General features: G+C 59.9%; 22 protein-coding genes. 6 read left to right on the forward strand and 16 right to left on the reverse strand.

The features are described 5' to 3' along the window. Positions 1–12: 12 nt before the first annotated feature. From AC57B6_RS17085 to AC57B6_RS17095, 3 genes are all read right to left on the reverse strand, one after another. On the reverse strand, positions 13–699 hold the full coding sequence (locus AC57B6_RS17085) for a histidine phosphatase family protein (RefSeq protein ID WP_030103006.1): 687 nt from the start codon (positions 697–699) through the stop codon (positions 13–15). 131 nt (positions 700–830) lie between these two features. Beyond that, on the reverse strand, positions 831–1730 hold the full coding sequence (locus tag AC57B6_RS17090; protein ID WP_030103005.1) for a LysR family transcriptional regulator: 900 nt from the start codon (positions 1728–1730) through the stop codon (positions 831–833). Between the two features lie 199 nt (positions 1731–1929). Next, the gene (locus AC57B6_RS17095) at positions 1930–2811 is read right to left on the reverse strand and encodes an NmrA family NAD(P)-binding protein (RefSeq protein WP_496421763.1); all 882 of its coding nucleotides are present in this window, start codon (positions 2809–2811) and stop codon (positions 1930–1932) included. 148 nt (positions 2812–2959) lie between these two features. Here AC57B6_RS17095 and AC57B6_RS17100 point away from each other — a divergent pair, with 148 nt between their 5' ends. Continuing rightward, complete coding sequence (locus AC57B6_RS17100; RefSeq protein WP_496421764.1) at positions 2960–3874, forward strand: LysR family transcriptional regulator; 915 nt, start codon at positions 2960–2962, stop codon at positions 3872–3874. 159 nt (positions 3875–4033) lie between these two features. On the opposite strand, the gene AC57B6_RS17105 is transcribed toward AC57B6_RS17100, so the two are convergent. The 3 genes from AC57B6_RS17105 to AC57B6_RS17115 all read right to left on the reverse strand — a co-directional run bounded on the left by AC57B6_RS17105 (position 4034) and on the right by AC57B6_RS17115 (position 8108). Further along, positions 4034–5116 carry a porin gene (locus AC57B6_RS17105; RefSeq protein ID WP_051743562.1) on the reverse strand — a complete coding sequence of 361 codons (1083 nt, stop codon included), beginning with the start codon at positions 5114–5116 and terminating at the stop codon, positions 4034–4036. 309 nt (positions 5117–5425) lie between these two features. Continuing rightward, positions 5426–6151 (reverse strand): YczE/YyaS/YitT family protein, encoded by a 726-nt coding sequence (locus tag AC57B6_RS17110; protein ID WP_496421765.1) that lies wholly within the window; start codon positions 6149–6151, stop codon positions 5426–5428. A 187-nt stretch (positions 6152–6338) separates the two neighbouring features. Beyond that, positions 6339–8108, reverse strand: a complete 1770-nt coding sequence (locus AC57B6_RS17115; RefSeq protein ID WP_496421766.1) for an adenine deaminase C-terminal domain-containing protein — start codon at positions 8106–8108, stop codon at positions 6339–6341. 86 nt (positions 8109–8194) lie between these two features. Between AC57B6_RS17115 and AC57B6_RS17120 the strand changes: the two genes are divergently transcribed. After that, complete coding sequence (locus tag AC57B6_RS17120) at positions 8195–9286, forward strand: LysR family transcriptional regulator (RefSeq protein ID WP_496421767.1); 1092 nt, start codon at positions 8195–8197, stop codon at positions 9284–9286. Between the two features lie 415 nt (positions 9287–9701). Here the strand turns inward: AC57B6_RS17120 and AC57B6_RS17125 are convergent, their stop codons facing one another. From AC57B6_RS17125 to AC57B6_RS17155, 7 genes are all read right to left on the reverse strand, one after another. Next, positions 9702–10640, reverse strand: coding sequence for a VOC family protein (locus AC57B6_RS17125; RefSeq protein WP_454805865.1), 939 nt, complete (start codon positions 10638–10640; stop codon positions 9702–9704). A gap of 60 nt (positions 10641–10700) precedes the next feature. Further along, the gene (locus tag AC57B6_RS17130; protein WP_496421768.1) at positions 10701–11543 is read right to left on the reverse strand and encodes a fumarylacetoacetate hydrolase family protein; all 843 of its coding nucleotides are present in this window, start codon (positions 11541–11543) and stop codon (positions 10701–10703) included. Between the two features lie 39 nt (positions 11544–11582). Continuing rightward, complete coding sequence (locus AC57B6_RS17135; protein WP_496421769.1) at positions 11583–12557, reverse strand: alpha/beta hydrolase; 975 nt, start codon at positions 12555–12557, stop codon at positions 11583–11585. An 11-nt stretch (positions 12558–12568) separates the two neighbouring features. Continuing rightward, the gene (locus AC57B6_RS17140) at positions 12569–13906 is read right to left on the reverse strand and encodes an amidohydrolase family protein (protein ID WP_496421770.1); all 1338 of its coding nucleotides are present in this window, start codon (positions 13904–13906) and stop codon (positions 12569–12571) included. A gap of 4 nt (positions 13907–13910) precedes the next feature. Further along, positions 13911–15410 carry an FAD-dependent monooxygenase gene (locus AC57B6_RS17145; RefSeq protein ID WP_496421771.1) on the reverse strand — a complete coding sequence of 500 codons (1500 nt, stop codon included), beginning with the start codon at positions 15408–15410 and terminating at the stop codon, positions 13911–13913. 114 nt (positions 15411–15524) lie between these two features. Next, complete coding sequence (locus tag AC57B6_RS17150) at positions 15525–16589, reverse strand: porin (RefSeq protein WP_496421799.1); 1065 nt, start codon at positions 16587–16589, stop codon at positions 15525–15527. A gap of 140 nt (positions 16590–16729) precedes the next feature. Then, complete coding sequence (locus tag AC57B6_RS17155; RefSeq protein WP_496421772.1) at positions 16730–18076, reverse strand: MFS transporter; 1347 nt, start codon at positions 18074–18076, stop codon at positions 16730–16732. A 130-nt stretch (positions 18077–18206) separates the two neighbouring features. Here AC57B6_RS17155 and AC57B6_RS17160 point away from each other — a divergent pair, with 130 nt between their 5' ends. From AC57B6_RS17160 to AC57B6_RS17175, 4 genes are all read left to right on the forward strand, one after another. Then, positions 18207–19175, forward strand: a complete 969-nt coding sequence (locus AC57B6_RS17160) for a LysR family transcriptional regulator (protein WP_278498292.1) — start codon at positions 18207–18209, stop codon at positions 19173–19175. A gap of 339 nt (positions 19176–19514) precedes the next feature. Further along, positions 19515–19940, forward strand: a complete 426-nt coding sequence (locus tag AC57B6_RS17165) for a MarR family winged helix-turn-helix transcriptional regulator (protein WP_028199320.1) — start codon at positions 19515–19517, stop codon at positions 19938–19940. 113 nt (positions 19941–20053) lie between these two features. Continuing rightward, the gene (locus tag AC57B6_RS17170; protein WP_106351846.1) at positions 20054–21373 is read left to right on the forward strand and encodes a chloride channel protein; all 1320 of its coding nucleotides are present in this window, start codon (positions 20054–20056) and stop codon (positions 21371–21373) included. A 411-nt stretch (positions 21374–21784) separates the two neighbouring features. Next, positions 21785–22447 (forward strand): hypothetical protein, encoded by a 663-nt coding sequence (locus tag AC57B6_RS17175; protein WP_144194767.1) that lies wholly within the window; start codon positions 21785–21787, stop codon positions 22445–22447. 128 nt (positions 22448–22575) lie between these two features. On the opposite strand, the gene AC57B6_RS17180 is transcribed toward AC57B6_RS17175, so the two are convergent. From AC57B6_RS17180 to AC57B6_RS17190, 3 genes are all read right to left on the reverse strand, one after another. Continuing rightward, positions 22576–23493, reverse strand: a complete 918-nt coding sequence (locus tag AC57B6_RS17180) for a sterol desaturase family protein (protein ID WP_106351844.1) — start codon at positions 23491–23493, stop codon at positions 22576–22578. A gap of 147 nt (positions 23494–23640) precedes the next feature. Beyond that, on the reverse strand, positions 23641–24342 hold the full coding sequence (locus AC57B6_RS17185) for a sterol desaturase family protein (protein WP_496421773.1): 702 nt from the start codon (positions 24340–24342) through the stop codon (positions 23641–23643). A gap of 55 nt (positions 24343–24397) precedes the next feature. After that, positions 24398–25774, reverse strand: a complete 1377-nt coding sequence (locus AC57B6_RS17190) for an MFS transporter (protein ID WP_496421774.1) — start codon at positions 25772–25774, stop codon at positions 24398–24400. Positions 25775–25817 lie beyond the last annotated feature (43 nt).

The raw sequence follows: 25817 nt of genomic DNA on the forward strand, positions 1-25817 counted from the left end.
ACCTGGCGAAGATCAGCCGTAGGTGACAAATTCACGCCTCTCGGCATGTTCGAGATGCGGCACGGAATTGAAGCTGACCAGCGACATCGCGTCGTGGTTAAAGACGTATTGGCAAATGCTGCTGTTCCGAATCTGCAGGTTCAGCGCAATCGCGGTTGCCGCGGGTGCCTGCAGAACCTGTTGGGCAGTGACCGCGATCGGACCACCTGAACTCACCACCAGAACACGGCTGCCGCCAGCTCGCTGGACGTCGATACGCGCACGCTGGACACGTGTCTGGAATTGATGCCAGGTCTCTGGCACGCGGCCCGGCAAGCGGTCATCGGCCCAAAGCTGCAGCACCTGCCTGAGCCCTTTGTAGAAGTCTTTTTTTGAACCTGTGGCCGACAGGCCCGCGGGCAAACCCGTTGGCGAGCCTTCCTCACCGAGGGCGGCGAACAGGGCCGCGAAATCGTATTCGTTCAGACCCGCGTCCTGGACGATTTCGACTTGCTGGCCACCCATCGCCGCCAGAATTCCATCGGCGGTTTGCCGATGCCGCTGCATCGTGCCCATGACAACGCGATCGAACTGCACGTTCGCCTGCGCGAAGTACTCGCCGAGCCAACGCGATTGAATACGACCGGAAGAAGATAGCTCGTCATAGTTTTCGGCGCCGAAAGACGCCTGGCCATGCCGCACGAGATAGAGTTCTGCCATGCCGTCCTCTCTTTAACATGGCTAGCAGAATACTCAGCGCGGCGGCATTCAGGAAATTTATTGTTGTGATAGTCCGCTATAATTTTTTGTGACACCTCGTGTGTAATGCCCTACGCCCGCGGCGACTCTGCCTACTGGTTCATTTCCCGCATGAGACGGCCAATCTGCTCGCGCAGCCAACGATGCGCCGGGTCTCCGGTCACGCTTCGATGCCAATAGCAATGAGATTGAAGATCCGGAAGATCGAACGGCAGCGCAAGAATTCGCGCGTCATACCGCTGCAGGAGCACGAGGGGGGCCGTGAGCACGAGATCGGTTCGCATCGCAATCAAAGGGGCGACCAGATAATGTTGAACGCGCGTCTGAATCGATCGCCTGAGGCCCAGCCTGGTCAGCTCGGCGTCGACGAGACCCGATCCCTGCGGGCGGCTCGATACATGGATATGGCCGAACTTGAGGTAGTCGTCGATCGTCAGCTTCTTTCTGGTGAACGGATGATCGTGGCGCAGCATGCAGGCATAACGGTCGCGGCCTAGCGGCTCCTGCTCGAGGTAAGGGTCGTCGATCAACGGCGCGTCGATCGCGAGATTGACGGCCCCGCTGGCGAGCGCTTCCGGGACCTCGCGGCGTGTCGTAAAGTAGCTTTCGATGCGGATGCCGGGCGCCAGTTGCTGCAGCACTTCTTCCAGCGCGGGCAGAAGAAGTGCTTCCGTGAGGTCGGTCATGCTGAGCCGGAACGTACGCTCAGACGAGGCCGGATCGAAGCGTCCTCCCACGTGAGTGCTCGAATCGAGCAACTGCAACGCCTCACGAACCTGGCCGATCATGTTTTCCGAAACGGGGGTCGGCATCATGCCGGCCGATGTACTGACAAAAAGCTGATCGTCGAATGCCTTGCGCATCCGTGCCAACGCATTGCTGACGGCCGGCTGCGTGATGAACAGCATCTCCGCGGCGCGCGTCAGATTTCGTGTTCTGTAGACGGCTTCAAAGACTACGAAGAGATTCAGATCAACCTTGGACAAACGCATTCGCACATTCCCCGACGCCACTCGAACTGATTTCCCCACTCCTTCTATTCACGCGCAGGCATCGGCGCAAAGCGACGATCGGCGTGGTGTCACGGAGCGACCCAGGCGAGTCTACTCCCGCGAGCGCAAGACAGCCAGACAGGGCCATGAAGAAGCTCTGCGCGATCGTCGGGGGGTAAGCGGCACGCCTGGGCATGCTTCAGGAATCGCTCAGCGACATAGCGCGCAAGACGAGGTCTCGCAGAACGGTTTCCAACCGCACTTCGCCCTTGACGATCTCGGCTGGATCGCCTTCGAAGGCGATCCAGCCTTCATTGAACCCGTCGAGCATGCGCATACGCGGCAAGGGCTCCTTCATCCCCTGGGACCGGAACAACGCCTCCCATGTTTCGCGCAGCACGCTCTGCGCACGGACCGGGCGACCGAGCACCCGGGCAAATGCCGCCGCCAGATCGTTCGGGCTCACACGCTGCGGCCCCTCCAGCTCGACCACCCGCACGCCGCGCCAGGTTTGCTGAAGCAGTTGCGCGGCCACGCGACCGACGTCCGCAGTCGCGACCATCGGCACAGCCTTGTCGAGCGGCTGCAGAAAGCTGTGGACAATTCCTTCGTCCCGAGCCGGCCCAATGTCCCATGCGGCGTTTTCCATGAACCACCCCGGACGCAGGAATGTTAGAGGCATCGGCAACTCGCGAAGCGCCTGCTCCATCAGCGTGAGTTGCGTGAGCAGATTAGTCTCCGTGGCCTGCGCGCCGATCGTCGACAGGCAGACAACCTTGCCAGGTGCCGCCGCCTGCAGCGCGCCGCGTACCGCGTCAATGACAGTACGTGCTTCGGAAAAGCCCGGCGACGGGTCGAACTCGGGCGGCAGCAGAATGAAGACGCCTTGCGCGCCGTCGAAAGCGGCGGTAAGGGACGCGACGTCGCCCATGTCGGCCGTGACCACTTCACACCCGCGCTCGGCCCACGAACGTGCCCGAGCGGCATCGCGCACCACCGCGCGTACCGGCTGACCCGCGGCGAGCAACGTGCGCGCCAGCGCCCCGCCCACCTTCCCTGTTATCCCTGTGATTGCATACATTGCGGTTTCTCCTTGCATAGATGAATGTGTGCTGCCGGATGCATTGTGGGTAAGCGCGCGGATAAACTAAATGACATGAATGGAACTTATTAAATGACTGAGAGTTACCAATGCGTCATAGTGTGTTTTTACGCAGGGTGCAGGGCTTATGAGATCGTTCAGAGAGAACTTATCCAGCGGTATCGGCGTATTTGCGGTCGTCGTCGATGCGGGGACGTTCGTGGCCGCCGCCGACCTGATGGGCATGTCGCCGCCCGGGGTCAGCCGGGCCATCGCCAGGCTCGAAAAGCGGCTAAAAATCCGGCTCTTCAACCGGACGACCCGCGCCGTTTCCCTCACTGAAGAGGGACGACGGTTCTATGAGCAGGTGATGCCGCACCTAAGGGGAATGGAAGAAGCAGCCGCAGCCGCGGCAGGCGGCGCCGTGACAGTGCGCGGAAAGCTGCGCATCAATCTGGATCCGGTTTTTTCGCGCATCATTCTGGGTCCAAAGCTCGACGAATTCATGGACCTGCATCCAGAACTGGAGCTCGAGCTCATTGCGAGAGATCAGCTTGGCGACCTCGTCATGGACGGCTTCGATCTGGCCTTGCGCTTTGGCGAACCTCGTTCGTCGAGTCTGGTCGCGCGAAAGCTCCTCGACACAGCGGTTGTCACGGTCGCAGCGCCCTCGTACCTCGCTCGCCACGGGCGGCCAACGGAGCCTCAGGAGTTGGGGCACGGCGTGCACCGGTGCCTGGAATTCCGCAATCCGGAAACCGGCAAGCCATATCCGTGGGAGTTTCATCGCAAACGCAAAAAGCTGATTGTCGAAACGAATGGACGCCTGACGGTAAACGATCCGAGCGCACTCCTGAACGCGTGTCTGGCCGGCTCCGGCATCGCGCAGATGCTGCTGTCCGGAGCCCAGCATCTGATCCGGGAGGGACAGCTCATCAACCTCTTCCCCGACTGGCCGGACGAGCGGTTTCCGCTCTATGCGTACCATCCGTCGAGGCACCATATGCCGGCCAAGGCAAGAGTGTTTCTTGACTTTGTCGTCGCTTTGACGAGTACGAGTTAGCGACACCCATCAGCCTGGCGCCTCTTGATGTAGCCGTGGGATGGAAGGGTCCGACGCGCACATTCTCGGCTCACGTGAGGTCTCAGGTGCTACCGCATTAAGTGGTTCACACCGTAATCGCCAAGAGGTCCGGCCGGCCCTCACAGCGTTACTGCATGCCTAAAATCGCGCGCGCATCCCCACTCCAGCCGTCTCGCCAGACGACAGACCGGCAAAATGGTCGTACATATATACGGCGTAGAGGTCGGTACGTTTGGAGAGCGGATAGTCGTATCCCAGCGATGCAGTCTGCCGGGTCTGATCGAGTCCGCCGGAATCGCGCGAATACGCATACGACGCCAGGATCTTGCCCACTCCGACGGTGATTGTCGCGCCGCCCTCGAACATGTTGACGTGGAAATCCTTGTTGATGACATTGTTGTCGGTATAGGTGTACTCGCCGTACAGCTTCGCAACCGAAAACTCGTACGAAGCCGCAAGCTGGGTCGCTGACTGACTGTGAAAGCCCTTAATCAGGGAATTCAGATCACCGGCCGTCGAGTTAAAGTTCGCGTACTGGTAGACGGCACCGGCGGCAAAGGGACCATTCCGATAAGAGGCCTGCAACGAATACTGTTTGCTACCGTTCCCCGAACTGCTGTTGCCGAACGCGTAGATTGCGTGGCCAACGAATCCGTGCAGATCGGGAGTGGCGTACTGCACCGCATTGCTCCATGCGGTCCCGCCGACAATCCCCTGATCGGTCTTGTACGCCGGATAAGTACCCAGGCCGGCGTACATCTGCACGATGGTCGGCGAGAACGTGAAAGAGGCGTAATACGGATTGAACTGGCATGCCTGCAAATACAGCAGGCTGCTCTGGCGTCCCAGCGTTACGGTGCCAGCCGGTGTAGTGAGGCCAACATAGGCGTTACGCGAGAAAAACGGATCGCCGTTGAAGGAACCATACGCGCCGTTCTGTGGACGGAAAAATCCCTCGATAGCAAAGATCGTCTTGTAGCCGCCACCCAGGTCTTCCCGACCACCGAAGCCCCAGAACGAAGTAGACAAACCACCGCCGCCTTCCTGCCAGCTAGCAGCTTTGCCGGGGTACTTCTGAACTCCGACCCATGTATCGACGATGCCATATAGCTGCACGCTCGATTGTGCGTATGCGTGAGCGCCGATCAGCATAAAGGCGATGGTCGCAGTAGCACGATAGATTCTGTTCAGCAAAGCGGTGGAGGCACTTGCTATAAACATGGTATTTCCTCTTTCGTTCTTTTAAATGACGAGTGGATGCCGACGTCGCGATTGACGTCTCGAAGCCAGTGGTAATTGCGGGGCGCAACTTGTACCCGAGGCCGGGATCGGGCCCTGTGGTCAGGCTGCAAATCAAATGCGGCAGCGCGGCGGATGCGTCCCGCGGGCGATCACGCGATCACAGACAATCGATTACCTTGAGCGCCGCATTTGATAAACCCCGCGTTGGCGAGTGCGCAGCGCCGACTGTGACGCGGCACGCAAATCTGGACAATCGCCATCGATTCACGCGCCGGCAATATCCTTGATTCAAAAGCGCTGACGCGAGTAGGACTCTTGCTCCAACGATCTTCGGTGATACGACGCGATCGTAGTTTTGATTTTCTGGAACAGGAAGAAATAGAGTTTGATGTACTGCCCTACCAGAATGGCATTCATGAACGTGCCTTCGCGGATAAACCTGGGTCCCCCAAGCAGGGCAAAACCGATCAATGCACTAATGATCAGAAGCGTGCAGTCGAAGCTCGTCTTGATGTCCCCCCATCTCAAACCCGTGCGCTTGAAAAGCGTATTGACGAACATGTCGATCGGCATGAGTACGAGATTCGCCCTGATCATCAGGAACAGGCCGAAAGCCAGCAATGCATCCGCGAAAACCAACAGGAAGAACTTCGGAAGATAGTCCTGAAAACCGATCGACCTGGTCAGCATCAGGTTCAGATCCAGGCACGTGGCCAGCACAAACGCCGGAATCAGCGAAGCGAAATTCTTCAGTTCGAAGTCTTTCCGCGCGGCCAGGTAAGTCAGAAACAGCATGAACAACTCAAGCATGAAGTTGTACGTGCCCTGGCTGAGACGCGGGTACACGAGGGTCATCGTTCGGGTCAGACTGCTTTGCGGCGAAATACCTATGCCCGCCCTGATGGCCAGACTGATACCCATGGTCAGTATGTAAATACCAATGATGTAGGTGATCCAGCGCCGTTGAAGGCTCCCGGTATCGATGACTTCAGCTTCCCTTGCATGGTGCGCCATGACTGCCCCTTGGTTGTCTTCCTGCTTTTGTGCGGTGTTGTTCGCTTTTCTCGATGATGGGACACCGCGCTATGGTGAGGCGTTTTCCGTGATTGCCGGAGTGAACGTGCCGGGTTCCATATCGGGCCAACATGGCCGGCGGGGAATCCAGCGCACCCACCGGCCTTCTCCTCCTATGGCGTTAGCGTCACACCATGAAACCGAACCGGTCGAGAGAGATGAACAAGGTCAGAAGTTTGTTCACCACGGGCTCGCCCTCATTGCGATTGCCCATCGCCTCCAACGCGGCGTCGATGGCGCGGGTCGCGCTAAGCAACTCGGACAGGTTCATGTTGGCCTGGACGCCGTAGATGTCGAGCGGCAGCACCGCCTTGACTTCCTTGTTGTCGGTGACGACACAACCGCCCGCATAGGTGTCGACCTGCTGGAGGCAGTGGCACATTTCCGCGCTGTCCTGGCCGACCGCAACGAAGTAGGCTTTGGGTGCAGGCCAAAACGTAGCCACAGCGCCGCGGTCGACATAAACGCCCTTGAACAGACCGTTGACCACATGGCGCTTACCGTCGGCATAGCGCTGTACGACCGAAATCCGGTTGAGCTTGACGCCCCCTACTTCGGTGACGACTTTGCCGTCCCGCAACGGCACCCACACTTCCTGATAGAACTTTTCGTGGCCCCGGCCGTAGACGTCGAACAGATACACCTTGGCCTGCTTGCCGTCCGCCGAGATTTCCAGCGGCACAAGGTCCAGTTGTTCCGGCGTCAGACCGCCGAGTCCTGGAACCGGCTTTTTCACCATGCCGGAATAGTCGATATCGGCGTGCTTCAACAGCTTGCGATCCTTCGCGACCAGTTCGCCATCCTTGAAGACAAAACGCGGATTGATCTTCGACAGGCTGTCGGTCAGCACGATATCGGCGAACCGGCCTGGCGTCAGCGAACCGAATTTGTTGTCCATCCTGAATGCACGCGCGGTATAGAGCGTCGCCATCTTGATCGCCTTGATCGGATCGATGCCCATTTCGGCGCACAGCGAAACGATCCAGTCCATGTGCCCCTTGGTCAGCAGGCGGTCGACCGAGATATTGTCCGCGCACAGTTGAAAATTCTCGGCGGGCCACTTACGTTTGACAATCGCACGCAGCATGATTTTAATCACCTCGCTGCTGCCGACGCCAAATTTGATTTGCGTCTGAAGGCCGTAGCGGACGCTTTTCTCGATGTCGTCTTCCTTCCAGACATCGTGGTTGGCAAAGGCGCCGATCGCGGGCATGTAGTTCAGCATCATGTCCGACAGCGTGGTCACGCCCCAATGAGTGTTCATGAAACCGCCCTTGGCGCGCCCCAGGGCCGATTTGCGGAAGTCGTCGTCATTGCCTACGCTGTAGGTCAGGTGCGCGAGTTCGCCCAGGCCAATCACCGGATCCATCTTCAGCAGCGCGTCGGTGACCGCCACGGAAGTTTTCTTTCCAGGTGCAAACGCGTATACGCGATAGGGTAGACGTTCGTGGTTCCTGAACAATTGCCCGGTTGCCTCCACCGCTTCCGCGCCCGCCGCACTCACAAAATCGAGGCACTCCGAGAAAATAGTGGTCGTACCGCAAGGGACGATGGCCTCGGCAAACGCCGCCGGATGGGCCAATTGCGCATCGAAGTGGACGTGAGCGTCGATCAGCCCGGGAATGGCATAAAGACCTTCACCGTCAAAAACCTCACGCACCTTGATAGCCGTTTCGTCCGGATTCAACGCGACGATGCGCTTGTCGTACACGAGGATGGAACCTTGATAGACAGTTTCGCTGTGGACGTCGAGGATATTCAGATTCTTTAGAAGAAGATCAGCCTCCTTTCTTCCGTTGAGTACTTCGAAAATCGCTTTCACCTGATCGTAGTGGGCACTGACGTTGCCGTGCTGCCCCGGTGCTGCGACGTTTCTCTCGCTGACTTCCTGATACATGGTTGTCTCACTTTCATTAATTAGTTGAGTCCGCTTCTTGCTGCGCCGCAACGAACCGATTGGCCAGCGTAGAGGCGGACATATTTATGGAGGGACTGATCGACAGCCTGCTGATCGACCTCTTTCTCATCCAATCGCCAACCAACGCGACTGATGCAATTAAGACTGAAGTGAGTGTTTCTAAAAAGAAGAGTTTTTTGCACGGAGCGTGCACTTTTCGAGTACGCTATGCCGACCCAAGAGAGACAGGCGACCGACCAGAGAGGCAGCCGACCATGCTCCATTCACGCTTGCTGCGCTACCTCGACGAGGTTGCGCGTTCCGGTTCGATTCGCGGTGCCGGCGACAAGCTGCACATTGCCCCTTCCGCCATCAACAAGCATCTGTTGCTTCTTGAGGAGGAAATCGGCGAACCGCTGTTCGAGCGCCTGCCGCGCGGGTTGCGACCTACGCCGGCAGGTGAAATCCTGCTCGCCCATGTGCGCAGAACCATTCTGGAATACCGCCAGGTCGAAGCCGAGATACGCGACCTCAAGACGCTGCAGAAGGGCGAGGTGATCATTGCCACCGTGACCGGACTGGCCAGCGGAATCGCCTCGACGGCGGCAGCAAGTTTTTGCGCGCACCATCCGCACATCAAGATTTCGATCAGGGCTATGTCGGGGCGAGAGATCCTGGACGCACTTGTCAGCGGCGAAGCGGATGTAGGCCTGGGCTTCAACCTGGCGGCGTCGCCACAACTCGAAGTCCTTTGGGAGATGGATACGCGCCTCGGTGCGGTGATTGCGCCCAACCATGCGTTGGCGCGCATGGAGTCCATACCGCTCGCCTACTGTACCTCTTATCCACTCATCTTCGCCGACCAATCCATGCTGATGCACGGAATCGTCGCCGATACTTTTGTGGAAGCGGGAATCAGCGTCGAGCCGGCGTTTCGGACTAACTCGATCGAGACGATGAAACGCCTCGCCGCCTCAAGCGAAAGCATTGCATTTCTCAGCAAGTTCGACATCGCGGAAGAGCACCGCCAGGAGATACTCACTTACCGGCAGATTCGTGACCGTGTCTTTAGCAGGAATGTCCTCTCCCTCGTTCGACGCGAAAAAGTCGGACACGGTCTTGCGAGCTTGCTGCTTGCCGAGGAAATCATGGGCGTATTGGGGGCGATGAGCGGGTGACGCTGACCCGCGAAATGGGGCACGCTCGCGCCAATCCGCTCAGGAAATATTGGGTATCCTCATTTTACGAAACCGGACTGTGATTTCCCTGACACACCAAAGTCCGCGTCGGCACAGCCGGATGACGTGCACCGGATGTTCGACGACGGCGCGATCGATCCCGCGAGCGGATGCGTTGACGGGGGCGCGGAACGCCAGTATTCGCGGGTGTCTGGAAGATGCATTGCCCGCGACCGGCATAGAGTTGGAGGTAGCCATGGCGCACCCGAATTTTTGACGATGCCCGGCACGGTCAATGCGCGAAGATTTCCTCCGCATCAGATACCGGAACGTGCAACGGCCTGCAGGCGATTTCAGCGGAAACCGGGACTCCCTGAATCAGGACAAAAATACCAACCGCCTCACCACAACGGTTCTATTCAGTGTTGTGCACGAAATTAGCCGGCACGGCCGGCCCCCACAAGTACAGTGAATCTTCAGGAGCAAAATCGCCCGCCGGCCACTCGTATCCGGCCGACACAAAATCGATGTCCGCCGAGTATTCGCAGAACGATCCCCACGGATCCTCAACATAGTGGAAGTAGTTCGAACCGAGCACATGCCGCCCCGTTCCCCAACCTTTGGAGAACCCAGCCGCGGCCATTTGCGCCGCGCCTTCACCGACCACATTGACGTTATCGACATCCCACGACGAATGGTGCCAGCCGCGCGCATGGCTTTTGGCGAACGCCACCAGATGATGATCGCAACCGTGCGGGGCGTGAGTGAAAGCAATCAGATCTTGCGATTTATCCGACAGACGCAGACCGAGCGCCTGCTCATAGAAATCGACCACTCGCAGCACGTCCGGCGTGAAGAGCAGAACATGAGAAAGCCGGCGCGGCTTGACAGGTTGTACGGCGGCACGCGTGCAAGCCCCTCGCACATCCGCCATGGCGCCAGTGTTCACGCTGATCGTCTTGCTGCCCGGACTCGTTTTGGGGCCAACCGCAACCTGTATCAGGTTACCGTCCGGGTCGTGAAACCAGAAGCCAGCGGCTTCGTTACCATTTGCCGAAGCGACGAATATTGCACCCGCCGCCGCGGCCTGCTTACGCAGCGCAGGCAAATCCCGCGCATAGCAATTGAAGCTTAAATAGGCTAACGACTTCCTGTCGGCCGAAAGAATCCGCGCCCAACGATGCCCGTCCGCACTCCGAAGTTCGAGTTCTTGCGTACCTGCCCCCACGGTCGTGACGTCAAGACCGAAGGCATGGAAGAATCGCTCCGCTTCAACGAGCGAAGGCACATTTAGCGCGAAGTGGTCGATCGAATGCACCCCCGCCCGGGAGCGCGCCGCTGCAGACTCCGTCATGACAATCTCCTCGCGACCGACTCACCGGCACTAATGCCGCCGGTCCGCCGATATGGCCGATCAGGCCGCCTGTTCGTCGACAATCACGTTGCGCAGCGTGCCAATGCCCTCGACGCTCACTTCGCAGACGTCACCTTGTTTCATCAGCAGTCTCGGTGTGCGCGCCCATCCGATGCCTGACGGCGTGCCCGTCACGATCACGTCGCCCGGTTCAAGCGTAATCGCCTCGCTCAGAATACTGATCAGGCAGGCAATATCGAACACCATGTCGTCCGTGCTCGCCGCCTGCACGACTTCGCCGTTCAGACGCGTCTCGAGCCACAGCCCCTTCGCACCGGCCGGCAATTCGTCTGCCGTCACCAGGTCTGGACCAAAAGCACCCGTTCCGTCGAAGTTCTTGCCCACTGTCCACTGTGGAGACTTGAACTGGTATTCGCGCACCGAGCCGTCGTTGAAGAGCGAGTAGCCCGCTACGCAGGACAACGCATCGTCCTTGCTGATATAGCGGCCGCCCTTGCCTAGTACGGCGGCGATCTCCCCTTCGAAATCGAGCGAATCGGACGCGGTTGGCCGGATCATCGGCTGTTCATGGGCGATCAGACTCGTATGGACGCGAAAGAAGATCGTCGGATAGTCCGGCTGTTCGTACTTGCTCTCCCTGGTGTGATCCGCGTAGTTCAGGCCGATGCAAACGATCTTCGGCGGACGGGTAAGCGGCGGCAGGAAGCTCACGTCGTCTGCGCTCACTACTTCCGTACCCGCATGATCGCGCCCATAGGTAGCGAGGTCGACACCTCGTGTGAGCAGAGACTCGAGTGATTCATCCCCGATCACACGAATGTCATTGCCCTCTCGTACGCCGAGCAATGATTTCCCATCCTTAACGAAGGACACATACCGCATAACGATCTCCAGTACATTGAAATGAAAGCGCGTATGCCATCACTGAGTGACAGGCAACGCGTATTGCCGAAGCCACGCGGCAAAGGCGTGACAAATCTCATCGTTGGCACGACGCGCCGCTGCCGATGCTTCGAAGAATGCAAAGAATGGATGGAACATGTCGTCGAACCGGTGCACCTGCACGGGAACGCCGGCAGCACGAAGACGTTCCGCGTACGCAAGCCCTTCCTCGCAAAGCGGATCGTGCCCAGCGACGGCGATCATGGCGGGCGGCAGCCCGATAAAATCCTCCGCGTGCAGAGGCGACGGCGGAAAGGTCCCGGCCTGCGCCTTGTTCAACCCCATGTAAAGCCGGGAGATATCGCGCAAGTCCGATGGCGACAGCATCGGGAAGTCGTTTCGTTTCGCTTCGATCCGCGCGGTGTCCCGGGCCAGGTCGACACCGGGGACCACGAGCAGTTGTGCCGCAAGGCGTTCTCCCCGGTCGCGCAGCGTCAGGGCCGTAGAAGCGGCCAGGTTGCCGCCGGCGCTCTCCCCCGCCACCGCAATGCGCGACACATCGCCTCCCAGGGCCGCGACGTTACGGATAGCCCATAGCGTGGCCGTCAACGCGTCATCGTGCGCGGCAGGAAACGGATGTTCCGGGGCCAGCCGGTAGTCGACTGAAACGACCACCGCGTTCATGTCCCGACATAGCTTGCGTGCAACGTCGTCCATCAGTTCGACGCTGCCGAGCACGAATCCGCCACCGTGGAAGAACACCACCGTCGCCAACCCGGGCCGCGCATCTTGAGGCCGATAGATGCGCACCGGAACGTGGGCGCCGTCGAACTCCGCGAGTGCATCTTCGAGCGCACCGACGACGGGCAGCGGAAAACGTTCGCGCGACGCCATGATGGCGCGCCGCATTCGCTCGCGCGCCTGCTCAGGCGTGCCGGAAAATGGCGGCGGCGCATTGGCGGCACGCATCGCCGACACCACAGCGGCCAGTTCAGGATCGAGCGGAAGATGCATGGCGACGTCTCTCATTGCAAGCCGAGAATGTATTGCTGGGACGCAAACGCCCGTTGCCGCAGTGCATCGAGGTCGACATCCAGCATGTGGCCATGCCGCTTCACAGGCCGTCCTGCGACAAAAACCGTGTCCACGTTGCCCGGGTGGGCAGCCAGCACAACAGCGCCCACCGCGTCGGAAACCGGTGTGAGATTGAGGTCGTCGCCGCGAATCATGATGATGTCGGCCTGTTTGCCCGGCGTGAGTGAACCGATCTTGTGATCGAGACCGTTCGCGCGCGCCCCCGCAACCGTGGCGAATTCGAGCACGTCACGCATCGAAAGCGTGGCCGGTGCGTTCGCCACGCTCGAATGGTTGCCGCCCATCCACGAACGGTAATAGGCGAACGCATGCCGCATCTGCGTGAACATGTCGCCTGAGCATTTGGTTTCGGTATCCCCGCTCAGACTGGGCCGGATGCCGACCGCCAGCAGTCGATCGAGCGGAATGTCGCCGATGCCTTGCGCGTTCAGTTCGCAGTGCACACCGAGCGATGCGCTGACGCCCGTGTCGGCCATCATCGCGATCTCGTCCGCACCGCAAAAGCAGCAATGCACGAACGTCAGGTCGTCGCTCAGTACGCCGGCGTCATGCATCTGTGCAATGGCCCGCACGGACGCGTTGCGTGCATACGCGCCCATATGGATGGACGACCGGATGTCGAGTTCGCGGGCAAGTTGCAGATCGGCAAGCCAAACGTCGCGCTGCGCCATTTCAGGGCCGCGCGCCGCCATCGCCAGCGTGAGAAGTTGATCGTCGGATGGGAAGAACCGTTCGCGCAAACGACGAATGTCATCAGGGTGGCCGCGCTGGCTGTCGAACATCCACGACGCGCCGTCCACCAGCGGCCAACCGTGCGCAAATACACCGCGAATGTTCGCATCCCGCAAGCCCAGAACAGCGGCGTCCGCATGGTCCGGTGTATTTTGCACGTGCGACCAGTCGAGCATCGTGGTGATACCGCCATCCAGCGCGGAAACGGCGCCGAGCATCGTCCCAATGTAGACATCCTCCGGCCGGAATGCGGCACCTTTCGCGCCCAGCATTTCGGCGAAGTAAATCTGCGGATCGATATCCGCATAGCGATGGCGCACGCAGGTTTGCCATGTGTGCCGATGCGTGTCGACAAATCCGGGCAGCACGATCATGCCGCGCGCGTCGACGTGCTCTGCATCGGGAGCGTCGAGATGGGACTCGACGGCAATGATGTCGGTCCCCTCGACGAGGATGTCACCTTTACGCAGGTCACCGATCACCGGGTCCATGCTCAGGATCCAGCCACCCGTCAGCAGAGTTCGTTGTTCGTTCATGATGTCACCGTTTCAGCCATTTGCCGATTTGCGCTGCGGCTTCGTGAGCACGCCCCACTTCGGTGCTGGCCCACGCTACGTATCCATCCGGACGCACCAGCAGCGCCTTCACGCCGTCCATCGAGGCGGGAATATGCGCGGCGCGCGCCTGCAACACGGTGACCGGCAGGCCGGACACATCGAGTGCTTCGAACTGGCTGCTGAATCCCTCGAGATCCAGCAGCACGAAGTGCCGGCTGCGCAGGGTTTCCGTCACCGCGACAGAACGTCCGTCAAGCAACACGAGATCGAAGTCGGGACAACGCAGGCCCGTTAGCGGATGGCTATCCGTGTCGCGCGGATACGGCGCTTCCAGACCGCACAGTTCCAGCACCAGTTTGCGTTGCACATCCGGCAACGGCACGATGTGCTCCTGCATGCGGCGCTTGAGGGCCACCGCCTCCGGTTCGAAGTTGAACTGCAACGCACACTGCGCCTTCACGCTGTCGAGCAGCGCATGCATGACGGGAAGACGTTCCGCGTCGTACGTGTCGAGTGTGGCCGCATCAGCCACGCCGTTGATGACGTTGGCGAGTTTCCAGCCGAGATTGAAAGCGTCCTGCAGGCAGAAATTCATGCCTACGCCGCTTGCCGGGTAGTGGATACGCGCGGACTCACCAACCAGGAAGGTGCGCCCTTGCCGCAAGCTCGGCACCGCACGCATCTGATCGTCGAACCGCGATGCCCAGCGATATTTCTCGATGCCGTAATCGGTACCGTGCACATCGCGAATGCACTGCAACGCTTCTTCGAGCGTGACGGGTTCGTCTTTCGGCGCGTGACGGCGGTCACGGTGCACGATATTGAATCGGGTAATGCCCTCGCCGAACGTGTAGCCGCGTACCCAGCCCATTTCGTTGTCGACATTGATCCGTCCGCCGGGCCACGGCGCCTTCAGTTCAGCATCGAGCACAATGCCGCGAAACGTGCCGGAACGCCCCTCGAACGGCAGGCCGACTTTCGATCGGACCGTACTGCGGCCGCCGTCGGCGCCGATCAGGTACTGCGCGCGCAGCGTCGAGATGACACCGGAGGCATCGGCCACATCGACCTCGACACTATCGGCCTGCTGGCGGACGTCCCGCGCTTCAGCGCCGCGCCGCACATGGACACCGCACTCCACCGCCCAGTCCCACAGCACTTCCTCGGTCAGGTTCTGCGGCAGCCCCAACGTGAAACCGAAACGCGTTTCCAGATATTTCCATTCGATCGGATGGAAACCTGCCCAGATGTGGGATGGACGGAACGGGTAGTCGGCGATCTTGCGCGTTTTCTCGATGAATCTTTCCGCAATGCCGCGCGCGTCGAACAACTCCAGCACGCGTGGCAAGATCGTGCCGGCGCGTGACTGGACACCTTCCGTGCGCCGCTCGAGCACCAGCGTTTTGACACCCGCTCCCGCCAGTTCCGCCGCGACAGTAAGGCCCGACGGACCGCCGCCGACCACTATGACATCCCACTGCATCGTATTTCTCCGTCTACTTTGTGGATTCGGATCCTGCACCGCGATCCTGTAACACCGGATCCGACCGGACTCGTGTGGCGACGACGCCAGACGCGCCCATCGGTCGTCCTCTGCTTAAAAAAGATGCGTCATCCCAACTTCCATCTCCAGTTGTCGTGACGTTGACGCTGGCGCCTGATTCCGAAGCACCGCCAGTTGCCCGCTACCTGCTATCTGCAACACGCTGAGCAGGTAGAGGCTCGTGCGCTTCGAAAGCGCGTAGTCGAGGTGCGCGTGAAGCTGATTCCATTTGTAGGTATCGAGCTTCGTGTATGAATAGCCGCCGCCGATGCGCATTTGCGTCGTGATGTACTTGTAGGCGCCCACGTCGATGGTCTGCGCCGTTTCCGACTGGCCGGCGGCTGTCAGGCGCGTATAGCTGTAGTTACCCATCACCCGCACGGTGTCGCCGGCGTAGGCCACGCCGAGCGTGGTCGTGTTCTGGTTCTGGCTAACGGTCCGCGAATGATTGGCGCCGAAATTAATGCCGTACAACTCGCTCACCCCTAACCGCGTGTATGGCGCATACGGCACACCGTCTACGGATTCCCACACCAGCACCGACTGGAACCGGCCGCTCGTGAAGCTGGCCTCTGCGCCAACCGTACGACCCGTGTTGGTCGCCGAACCCTGCTCGCCAAACCCATACTGGGCGCCAAACTGAAGCGCGCCGCCGAAGACAGGCGATTTGTACTTGATCAGGTTGTTGAGCGAATTACCGACGGTCCGGTCCAGGTTGCCAGGATGAGTCGCGAGGAAAGAGGTGAAGCGTTCAGACGTGAAGGGCACAAGATCGGCAAGAAGGTCGTACATGGACCCCAGCGTGAGCGTCCCCACTTTGCTGGATTTCAGACCAAGGTAGCTTTCGAAAGGCGAACTCGTGCCATTGTTGATAAAAGCATACTGACTAAGCCGAAAGAACGCGGATGTATCCGTGTCCAGTTCTTCTCTGCCCGATATCGCCCAGAACGGCACCGCATGGGAGCCGGTCATCTGATACAGACTGCTGCCCTTCCCCGCGTTATTGCTGTACGAAATGCCGGTTCCGAGCAGCCCCGAAAGGGTTACGCTCGACTGGGCATAAGCACTGCCTGAAATAGCCGCATAAATCGTTATACTAATTAATAATTTTGTTTTCATTTCCACGTCTCCTGATCTCCTCCACAAACCCTGTTCAGATACGACCGCTATAACTGCGATTCGCAGCACGAACAGGGATCACACCGATCGCGATAGCCGGTCGCGATCGTCGGCAAGCCTTCCGGCCTACGGTTCTATTTTCATCGCGCGTCGCCAACGTGAACGCCTAACGCGACGGGGTTCACTACGCCGCCCTGTCGAAGAAACGTGCGGTAGAGAACGATAGCGGCCCAAAGCGCGGTGGCGCCCGCAGCGGCGAATACCGACGCCATCGCACGGGGCAATGCATCGGGGCTTCCTCCGAAACCATGCTGGCTGACCAATGCGATCAACGTGGGAGAGCCACCTTGTCCGATCAGCCCGTTGAGAACGAGGACGATCGCCATGACTGCGCCCACTATCGACGCAGGCGCCACTTTCGCCACGACTGTCGACGTGACTGCCATGAACGTCCACGAGAACAGCACCACCATGGCGTCGACGACCCAGAATGCGCTCACCGATCCAATCAGACACATCGTGACGGTCAGCGCCGTCACGGCAATCGTCACGAGCACACCGACCAGTGCAACGCCCGCAAGACTCCTGCCGCCCTTCCGATCCATCGCCATGCCGGCGAACCACAGACCGAGCGGCCCCATCGTCAGCAGCAGGCCACCCTGCATCAGGCCGATTTCCCGCAGACCGAGATGGAAGCGGCGCGCGGTCATGGTCGGCATCCAGCTCCCAAGGCCGAAAGTAATCATCGCGTGGGAGACGGCGAACAGGGTCAGCGGCAGAAATATCGCCCGATTCGCGACAAGATAGCGACCGACGCCCGCCAGACTGCGACTCGCATCCGCGGATGCTTCTTCTTGCCGCCCCGGCTCCTGCGCAAGAAAAATGAGCAGACTCATGGGCAGCCCGACCATGCCGATCAGGAACAACGTGACCTGCCACGGCGAGACCGTACCAATGAAGGGAATCGAGCGGATACCGGCGGACTGGATTGCACCCAGCAACGGGCCACCCAGTACGAGCGACAACCCGGTTCCGAGCATCAGCGACATCGTGTACACGGACAATGCACGCGCCCGGCGTTGTTCGTCGACCCCGTCGCGAAGCAACGAATAGGACGAAGGTGGGATCAACGCTTCCGCGCCGCCCACAACGATTCGCGCCACGAGGAGCGCCACGAACGCCGACGCGACTGCGTTGGAAGCCACGGCAAGCGACCAGATCGCCACGCCCACCGCAATCACAACGCGCCGGTTGAACCGGTCCGCCAGCCAGCCGGCGGGCAGCCCTACCGCAATATTGGCAATCGCAAATGCCGCGCCGATCAGAAGGCTGATCTGGACGTCGCTCGCCCCGAAGTCCCGTTGAATCGGCCCTACCATCAGCACGAGAATGTTCTTGTCGATCTGGGCCAGCATGCTCACCACAGTCAGGCAGGCAACCAGCCCCCATTGCCGCAGGATTGACTGGCGATTACGGCGGTCCTCCATATTCTCTGTCTCCGAAGGTTTTGTGCGAGCCACAGAGGGCCGCTATTTGCAGCAAGTATAGATTTCGCGAGACATTTACAAAATTTATTGTTTAAATACAGAGCATCCATTCTGTAAATGTCATACGACGATGCGTTTCAACAAACTCGATCTCAACCAACTGGTCGTGCTCGACGCGATCCTGTCCACCCGCAGCGTTGGCCGCGCAGCCGAACGGCTGTTTCTCAGCCAGCCCGCCACGAGCTGCTCCCTCGCCCGTCTGCGCGAGTACTTCGAAGATGAGCTGCTGGTGCCGGTGGGTAAGACGCAGGTCCTGACACCGCTAGCCACGGAACTCGTCAAACCTGTCAGAGACGTTCTGCTGCAAATTCAGACCATCACACGCGCCAGACCGACGTTCGATCCGGCCACCTCGACGCGGCGCTTCACGATAGAGTCGTCCGACTACGTGATCAGCGTGTTTCTTTCCGAAGTCGTAAGAAGAGCAGCCAGGCTTGCGCCATTGATGCAGTTCGACCTGAGGGCGCTCAGCCCCCAGTCGCCGGAGCATCTGGAAGGCGGTGAGGTGGAGCTGCTGATTGCACCCGAGTTCAACACGGTTGCGGGACACCCTGCCGAGAAATTGTTCGAAGACACGTTTACATGCCTGGTGTGCGCAGACCACCCGGTCAAAGGTAATACGATTACCACCGATCAGTATTTCGAATTGGCGCATGTCGGTGTCGAATGGGGCGGCGGCAGGCGCGTGACCCTGGACGCGCAGATGATCTCCACCGGCAAACAGGTTCGCCGCCAGGATGTCATTTCGCCGACTTTCACCCTGGTCCCGGAACTGCTCCTCGGTACGTCGAGAATCGCCACGCTGCCCACGCGGCTAGCCCTTCAGATGGCACAGCGGTTTCCACTGCGGATCCTGCAATGTCCGATCAGGATTCCGAAGTTCGTGGAGAAGGTGCAGTGGCATAAATATCAGGAACGCGACCCGGCCATCTCCTGGTTACGCGCGCTATTGCGGGAAACGGCGCTCGCCCTGCCGGTTGCCGAACGGGCTGAGGTCAACGGAACGGCTACGTCCGGCAAACGGTCGCGGCGAGCGTGACAGCGAGCGTCTTGCGGAAATCCGGGATCCAAACGGCAAACGCTTTTTCGTTAAGCACCGTATGCCATCCGAACCAGACCGCGCGGGCCAATCGCTCGAATCGCGCGACCAGGAGATCGGCGTGGGCGAGGCAAGCGCGTAAATGACAAATTTACAGTTGAACGTATCCAGTTTCCTCACACTTTCAGCGGCCCACTTTAGAATCTCCACCAGGCGCCGATGATCTCAGGTGAATCGTCACCTTGACTAAACGCGCTCCTGCTGACGCGGCAACGGGCAACGGGCAACAAAGGGATGCCCGGGCGCGACGTTACACTTCATTCAACGACGGGATATCCCATGATTTCACGCAAAGGCGAAGCGCCTGAGGCACTGAGCAAGGAAGATCTGGAGGCGATGTCCGAGTTCCGTTACCAGCTGCGCTGCTTCCTGCGGTTTTCCGAGGAGGTCACTCATGCTGCGGGGGTCACGCCTTTGCAGTATCAACTGATGCTCCAGGTGAAAGGTTTTCCCGGCAGATCGTGGGCGACAGTAGGCGAGCTGGCCGAGCGACTGCAAGCAGCGCCCAATGGCACGGCTGCGCTGGTATCGCGCTGCGAATCCGCCGGGCTGGTGATTCGCAAACCTGGCGAAGAGGACCGGCGCCAGGTACGGGTCCACCTCACCGCCAAGGGCGAACGGTGCCTGCTGAAGCTGGCGGCGCTGCACAAGCCCGAGATCGCATCGTTTGGCTGGGTGTTTGGCAAGCCAGCCAAACTGCCATAGACATAGATATTGTCGTTCGCAGAACATCATCGGCCACTACGCCATGTATGGTCCATGCAAATATATGGCACACTGTGCTATATAGACCCTACTGATGCGTTTCCGGCGGCGGCATGCATATTTCAGAACTTGTTAACAAACGTGCACTACAACGCGCGCGGCGGCTATGGTTGCACTATGGTGTGTTCTGGCTGGGCGCCATCGCGACCGGGCTCATCGCCGTTCTCTACGCGAAGCTGATCGACATCGGGTATGACACATTCCTGCGCTATGCGGCGCGATACTGGTGGCTGCCGCTTCCCGTCACCCCGGCAATCGGTGCTCTGGGTGTATGGCTTACCCGGCGCTACTTTCCCGGCTCCGAAGGCAGTGGCATCCCGCAGGTCATTGCCACGCTCCACGACCGCGGCGATCTTGCTCCACGTCTGCTGAGTATCCGGATCCTCGTCGGCAAGATTCTGGTGTCGTTCCTTTCGATACTCGGCGGATTCACGATTGGCCGCGAGGGGCCGACAATTCACGTGGGCGCCGCGCTGATGTTCAACCTGCGACGCTTCTATCCGAACCGGTTCCGCGCTATCCGGGGCATCGAACTGGAACGGCGGCTAGCCCTCGCGGGCGCGGCGGCGGGGCTGTCCGCGGCGTTCAATGCGCCGCTTGCCGGCGTCGTATTCGCAATCGAAGAGTTGACCCGCAGCTTCGAGCAGCGCACGAGCGGCGTGCTGATTACCGCGATCATCTTTGCCGGCGTCGTTTCGCTGGGGCTGCAGGGCAACTATACGTATTTTGGAACGATCAATGTCGGCAGCCACTTTCCAGATCTGCTGGCAGTCGCGGTGGTGTTGATTGGCGCTGCGTCGGGCGTGGCGGGCGGCGTCTTCTGCTGGCTTCTACTGAACACCAAACGCTGGATGCCCGCGTCGGTGAGTGCCTGGCGCAGTAGTCGACCGGTGGCATTTGGGGCCGCGTGTGGCCTGGTCGTCGCGGTAATCGGGGTGGTGTCAGGCGGCCACACGTTTGGTAGCGGCTATGCCGAAGCACGCGCGTTGCTGGAAGGACGCGCACAACTGGGCGTCGCCTACCCGGTGCTCAAGATGGCTTCGATGGTGGGCTCGTATCTGCCAGGTGCGCCAGGCGGCCTGTTCGCGCCATCGCTCGCGATCGGCGCCGGTATCGGCAACGCGTTGCACTTGCTGTTTGGCCAGATGCAGTTGCCAATGCTGATCGCACTTGGCATGGTGGGCTATCTTGCGGCGGTTACACAAAGCCCCATTACCGCTTTTGTGATCGTGATCGAGATGATCGACGGCCACGCACTCGTCATCTCCCTGATGGCCACCGCGTTAATCGCCAGCCAGATATCGAAACTTTTCGCGCCGGCACTTTACGAAGCGTTATCCGAGCGTTACAGCAGGCCCGAGGTGAGCACATAACCGCCGGAACGATCTTCTGTGCAAGCAATAGCGGACCCATGCATCGCACAGCCAACCAGACCGCACGCCGGATGCACGACGGGACCTCGATCACGTCCGGTTTGGTTTGGCGCATAACGGCCTTTGTGCGAGTAGTTTTTCGAAGCAACCCCGCCGGCAGCGGGAACGGTGATAATCACAATGAACAGGTACGGACGTGGCGATGAGGGGTAGTCGTTTGAATGTCGGCGCGATGGAAAACCCGCTGATCCGCTCGAATATTTGCCACCGCAATAGCCTGGCGATCCTTATGGAAATAATGCGTCTGCCACATGGAAGCTATCGACCCACGCTCTCCTACTCCATGAAACGATAACGAGCGGGACCCGAGTAACCAGCAACTATCGATCTGCATTCATGGGCACGAGGAATATGACCGTCATCGATATTCTGGAAAAACGTCTGGTGTTTGGCATCACGCGCCTGATCTGCGTCGCGCTCCTATGTATCGCGTTAGCTTCGCTTGTCGCGGTGGTGTGGGCGAGCTTTACCGGCAATCGTACGGCGCCGGCGGTCTCTGACCCGGTTGTCGGCGCGCAGGAAATACTCTCTTCAATCGCGGGGTCCCAGGAGGCCAACGATCTTTCGCCCGACCTGAACCCATCGAGCCTTGTGGCGATTCCGAATGCCACGGGCCTCGCGATCCCGGCTGCGCTCGAATCGGTGCTTGTCAATGACTCGACAAGTCAACCCGTACTCGATAGCTGGCTTGGGAAAGTCCCGGAGCAGGATCGGCAGCAATTCCTGAATGAGTTGTCCAACGTCGTAGTCGAAGCTAATCGGCACGCGGCGACGTGGGAGTGGGATAACAGACAGCGCTACGTTGCGACAGCTATGGGGCGATATGCCGAGGTAAAAATCCGCCGGCTCGATGAGATTACGAGACTGCAAACATTAGCCGCCGCACAAAACGCCCAATATCACCTTGACGCGGGCGTCCTGCTGGCCATCTGCGCAGCCCTGATTCTTCTGCTGGCTGTGCTCACAATTGAACGCAATACCCGCCCAGGAGCCAAAACTGCTGGCGGCAAATGAAGTTCCACGACGTCCGGTCCGGCGCCATTCCCGTCTCGATGTTCAGACTGGCAGGTGCCGCGAAATATGGCATGTCCTTGCCGTCGAATGGAGCGTGGAAAGCTAGCCGCGCACAAGTCGCCAGTTCGTCAACCATTAGGCACTTCGCACTCGCGACGGGTGGCCTCGCTCCTGCGGCGCAGTTCTTCCGTGGTTTCGCCGCCGCCTTCCGGCGTCCAGCCCGGCGGCCGGATTACGTGATTGATCGCGGTCGACACGCTTTTCGCCTTCACCACGTCCCGCACTAGCGTCGCCCAGTGCTCGAACTCGACGACGAACGGATTGCGTGAGGTGGTCGGGGTGACAAGCCCGTAGCGGCAAGGTTCGTCAGCGCGTTCCGCGACGTAAGTGCCGAACAGCCGGTCGAAGATAATCAGTACACCGCCGTAGTTCGCATCCAGATAGTCGACATTCGATGCATGGTGCACGCGGTGCGAGGACGGCGTATTGAACACATACTCGAGCCAACCGAGCTTCGGTATCCACGTGGCATGCAGCCAGAACTGGTACATGAGGTTGATGAAAAGCGTCAGCAGAACAACTTCAGGGCGCACGCCGAGCCACACGAGCGGCGCGAAGAAAATCGCCGAGCCCGTCAGCTTGCCCGTCACGCCGAGCCGGTACGCGGTGGAGAGAGTCAACTGGTTCGGCGAGTGGTGCACGGCATGGGTAGCCCAGAAGAAGCGAATGCGATGCGACGCGCGGTGATACCAGTAGTAGCAGAATTCCTGACCGATGAAGAGCGCCAGCACTGTCAGCGCGCTATTGAGCTCCACCGTGAAGATGCGATGCTCCCAGGCGAAAGCAAACACAGGTGCCGCGAGCGATAGCGGCAGCATGGCGAGCAGCTTGCGCGCGAAAACGTCGGCGAGCGAAAGCCATACTTCATGCCACGCAAATGGCGTAGCCGTATTGCGGTTTTTTCGAGTCAACCAGACGGCTTCGACCATCGATACGGCGATGACGAAGGCCGTGACTAATAGTGTGAATTTTCCAAGTTCTTCCATGACGATGCCATAACGGTAGTGGCCGGGGTATCGTCTGCGGTGAAGTCGTGTAACCGCGCATCGCATCCGATACGCGCACTTTAGCTACGGCTCGCGCAACAGGCTATGCGAAAGTTATTTCAACGCATGTCATGCGGCCGGAACGCTTTATGGACGACGCACCAGCGGTTCGCGTGCAGTGCGTGGCGCATCCCTGCGCGTGCCGAACAGCGTGTCGCAGATGGGAAACGTCAGGTTGAAGTTTTGTGTCGCCATCAGTTCGGGATCGTGATGCGTGACGTGCAAGCGCCGCACGGCATTGACGAACGGAACGCGGTCGAGCAACGGGTTGTCGGTGACGTGCGAGAGTGTGTGCAGCCCCTCGTACATCAGGTAGTACGCCGCCATCGTGAGCAGCGCGATATACCCCGCATTGCGCGAAAATACATAACCGATGAAGAGTGCGAACGGCACTGCCGCGAGCACGAACGCGACCGGCGCAAACGGCGGAAACAACAACGCGCGCCAGTGCCGCTGGCCCTTGTATTCGAGCGTGACGTGCGTGAAAAATCTGTGATGAACCGCGCAGTGCCGTTTGTAGATCATGCTGAAGTACTTCGTCGGGCGATGCAGCACGTAGCGATGTGCGGCCCATTCTGCCCAGTTGCCGAACAGAAAGAGCGGAATGACCGCCATCCATTCGGCAAGCGTGGGCGCATGAAGCTGCGTGAAGCAGTACCCGATCACGCCACTCGTGAAGAGCAGCGTGAAGCCAAGGTGCAGTTCACCGCGATACCAGGCTGGCGTGGCCGCGACATAATCGTCGCGAAACTGGTATGAGCGCGCGCGAACGTCCTCGTCATATTTCATCGATGTCTCCTGTATGTGAGCGACGCGGGCGCGCTTTTGCGCCCGCTGGAATGCACTAGGCGGCCTCGTGGGCGGTACCGTTATCGAGCTTGCCGCGAGTCTCCGGCACGATGAACGCCCCCGTCAGGAAAATTACGCTGATCGCCCCGGCGAAGATCGCAAGCGTCATCGGTAACTGGCCGGCGTCTTTAGCCACCAGCGAGACAGCGGTCGGCATCATGCCGCCAATCGCGAAGCCGATGTTCCATGACAGCCCCGTGCCGGTGGCGCGAATCGCGGTCGGAAAGCGTTCGTTCAGGAAGATCAGAATCGGCGCGTAGCCGGCGCTGCCGAGCGCGCTCAAAATCACCGCGTAGACGCCGATCATCGTGATGCTTTGCGCCGTAGGCAGCAGCAGGAATAGCGCAGGCAGCGCGATCAGGCGAATCAGGCCGATCCAGACGAACGCGCTCTTGCGTCCAATGAAGGTGCTCAGGTGTCCCGCCGCGATCGAGGCGATCACCACCGCGACGCTGCAGATCATCAGAATCGCGGCCGCGGCGCCGTTCGGTGCGTGGCTTACCACCTTGAGGAAGGTCGGCAGATAGCCGGACGTCAGGTAATAGCCGCTACCGCCGCCGATCGTCAGCAGCAGATTGACGAACAGAATCGAGCGATAGTCGCGTGAGAACAGCGTGCGGATCGGCGAGCGTACGACCTCGACCGGTTCCGCCGTGTTCTGCATTGCGGCCTTGGCGGCCTTCTCGGCGGCCAGCTTCTTCCACAGCGGCGATTCCTCCAGACTACTGAAGACGAACAAGCCGAGAATCGAACTCACAATGCCGGTGAAAAACATGCAGCGCCAGCCCCACACGTCGAACAACTCGCCCGGGAAAATCGCAGACATGGTCAGATAGGTGAGCGATGCGAGCAATGCGCCGAGTCCCGCCCCGCCACCGCCGATCAGCCCCGACACGGCGCCGCGATATTTCGGCGCGACCGATTCGGTGCCGATCGTGTGGGTCGACGCCACCACGCCGCCGACGAATACACCTTGCACCAGACGCAGCATCAGGAACAGGATCGGCGCGACGAGGCCCACTTGCGCGACCGTCGGCAGCAAGCCGAAGGCTGCGGTCGACAGACCCACGCCGACCACCGCAGTAATCATCGCGCCCTTGCGTCCGTGCCGGTCCGCGTAGGAACCGAACCATGCCGAGCCGAGCGGGCGCATTAGCAGGGTTACGGCAAACGATGCATAGACCGCGGCAAGCGAGAGCATGGCTTGTTCGGACGGAAAGAACAGCCGCCCCACTACCGGTGCGACGAACAATAAGACGAACAGATCGAACAAATCCAGTGCCCAACCGAGGCACGAGGCCACTACTGCACCCATCACTTGCCGCTGGTCTACCGCCGGCAAGGCGGCGCCATTTTGCGCTGCTACGGACATCGTCATCTCCTTGATTATCAGCGGGCCGTCTTTCGATCGCCCC

The sequence above is a fragment of the Paraburkholderia sp. BGA-UO-ETr-F12 genome, assembly GCF_059567945.1.

What these genes read in the sequence shown, in the direction of transcription:
- AC57B6_RS17100 (WP_496421764.1), top strand. Translation starts at nt 2,960, where the DNA reads ATGAGATCGTTCAGAGAGAACTTATCCAGCGGTATCGGCGTATTTGCG.
- AC57B6_RS17110 (WP_496421765.1), bottom strand. Translation starts at nt 6,151, where the DNA reads ATGGCGCACCATGCAAGGGAAGCTGAAGTCATCGATACCGGGAGCCTT.
- AC57B6_RS17145 (WP_496421771.1), bottom strand. Translation starts at nt 15,410, where the DNA reads ATGCAGTGGGATGTCATAGTGGTCGGCGGCGGTCCGTCGGGCCTTACT.
- AC57B6_RS17180 (WP_106351844.1), bottom strand. Translation starts at nt 23,493, where the DNA reads ATGGAAGAACTTGGAAAATTCACACTATTAGTCACGGCCTTCGTCATC.
- AC57B6_RS17090 (WP_030103005.1), bottom strand. Translation starts at nt 1,730, where the DNA reads ATGCGTTTGTCCAAGGTTGATCTGAATCTCTTCGTAGTCTTTGAAGCC.
- AC57B6_RS17120 (WP_496421767.1), top strand. Translation starts at nt 8,195, where the DNA reads ATGGAGGGACTGATCGACAGCCTGCTGATCGACCTCTTTCTCATCCAA.
- AC57B6_RS17190 (WP_496421774.1), bottom strand. Translation starts at nt 25,774, where the DNA reads ATGTCCGTAGCAGCGCAAAATGGCGCCGCCTTGCCGGCGGTAGACCAG.
- AC57B6_RS17140 (WP_496421770.1), bottom strand. Translation starts at nt 13,906, where the DNA reads ATGAACGAACAACGAACTCTGCTGACGGGTGGCTGGATCCTGAGCATG.
- AC57B6_RS17150 (WP_496421799.1), bottom strand. Translation starts at nt 16,589, where the DNA reads ATGAAAACAAAATTATTAATTAGTATAACGATTTATGCGGCTATTTCA.
- AC57B6_RS17135 (WP_496421769.1), bottom strand. Translation starts at nt 12,557, where the DNA reads ATGCATCTTCCGCTCGATCCTGAACTGGCCGCTGTGGTGTCGGCGATG.
- AC57B6_RS17125 (WP_454805865.1), bottom strand. Translation starts at nt 10,640, where the DNA reads ATGACGGAGTCTGCAGCGGCGCGCTCCCGGGCGGGGGTGCATTCGATC.
- AC57B6_RS17185 (WP_496421773.1), bottom strand. Translation starts at nt 24,342, where the DNA reads ATGAAATATGACGAGGACGTTCGCGCGCGCTCATACCAGTTTCGCGAC.
- AC57B6_RS17095 (WP_496421763.1), bottom strand. Translation starts at nt 2,811, where the DNA reads ATGTATGCAATCACAGGGATAACAGGGAAGGTGGGCGGGGCGCTGGCG.
- AC57B6_RS17170 (WP_106351846.1), top strand. Translation starts at nt 20,054, where the DNA reads ATGCATATTTCAGAACTTGTTAACAAACGTGCACTACAACGCGCGCGG.
- AC57B6_RS17175 (WP_144194767.1), top strand. Translation starts at nt 21,785, where the DNA reads ATGACCGTCATCGATATTCTGGAAAAACGTCTGGTGTTTGGCATCACG.
- AC57B6_RS17085 (WP_030103006.1), bottom strand. Translation starts at nt 699, where the DNA reads ATGGCAGAACTCTATCTCGTGCGGCATGGCCAGGCGTCTTTCGGCGCC.
- AC57B6_RS17105 (WP_051743562.1), bottom strand. Translation starts at nt 5,116, where the DNA reads ATGTTTATAGCAAGTGCCTCCACCGCTTTGCTGAACAGAATCTATCGT.
- AC57B6_RS17160 (WP_278498292.1), top strand. Translation starts at nt 18,207, where the DNA reads ATGCGTTTCAACAAACTCGATCTCAACCAACTGGTCGTGCTCGACGCG.
- AC57B6_RS17130 (WP_496421768.1), bottom strand. Translation starts at nt 11,543, where the DNA reads ATGCGGTATGTGTCCTTCGTTAAGGATGGGAAATCATTGCTCGGCGTA.
- AC57B6_RS17155 (WP_496421772.1), bottom strand. Translation starts at nt 18,076, where the DNA reads ATGGAGGACCGCCGTAATCGCCAGTCAATCCTGCGGCAATGGGGGCTG.
- AC57B6_RS17115 (WP_496421766.1), bottom strand. Translation starts at nt 8,108, where the DNA reads ATGTATCAGGAAGTCAGCGAGAGAAACGTCGCAGCACCGGGGCAGCAC.
- AC57B6_RS17165 (WP_028199320.1), top strand. Translation starts at nt 19,515, where the DNA reads ATGATTTCACGCAAAGGCGAAGCGCCTGAGGCACTGAGCAAGGAAGAT.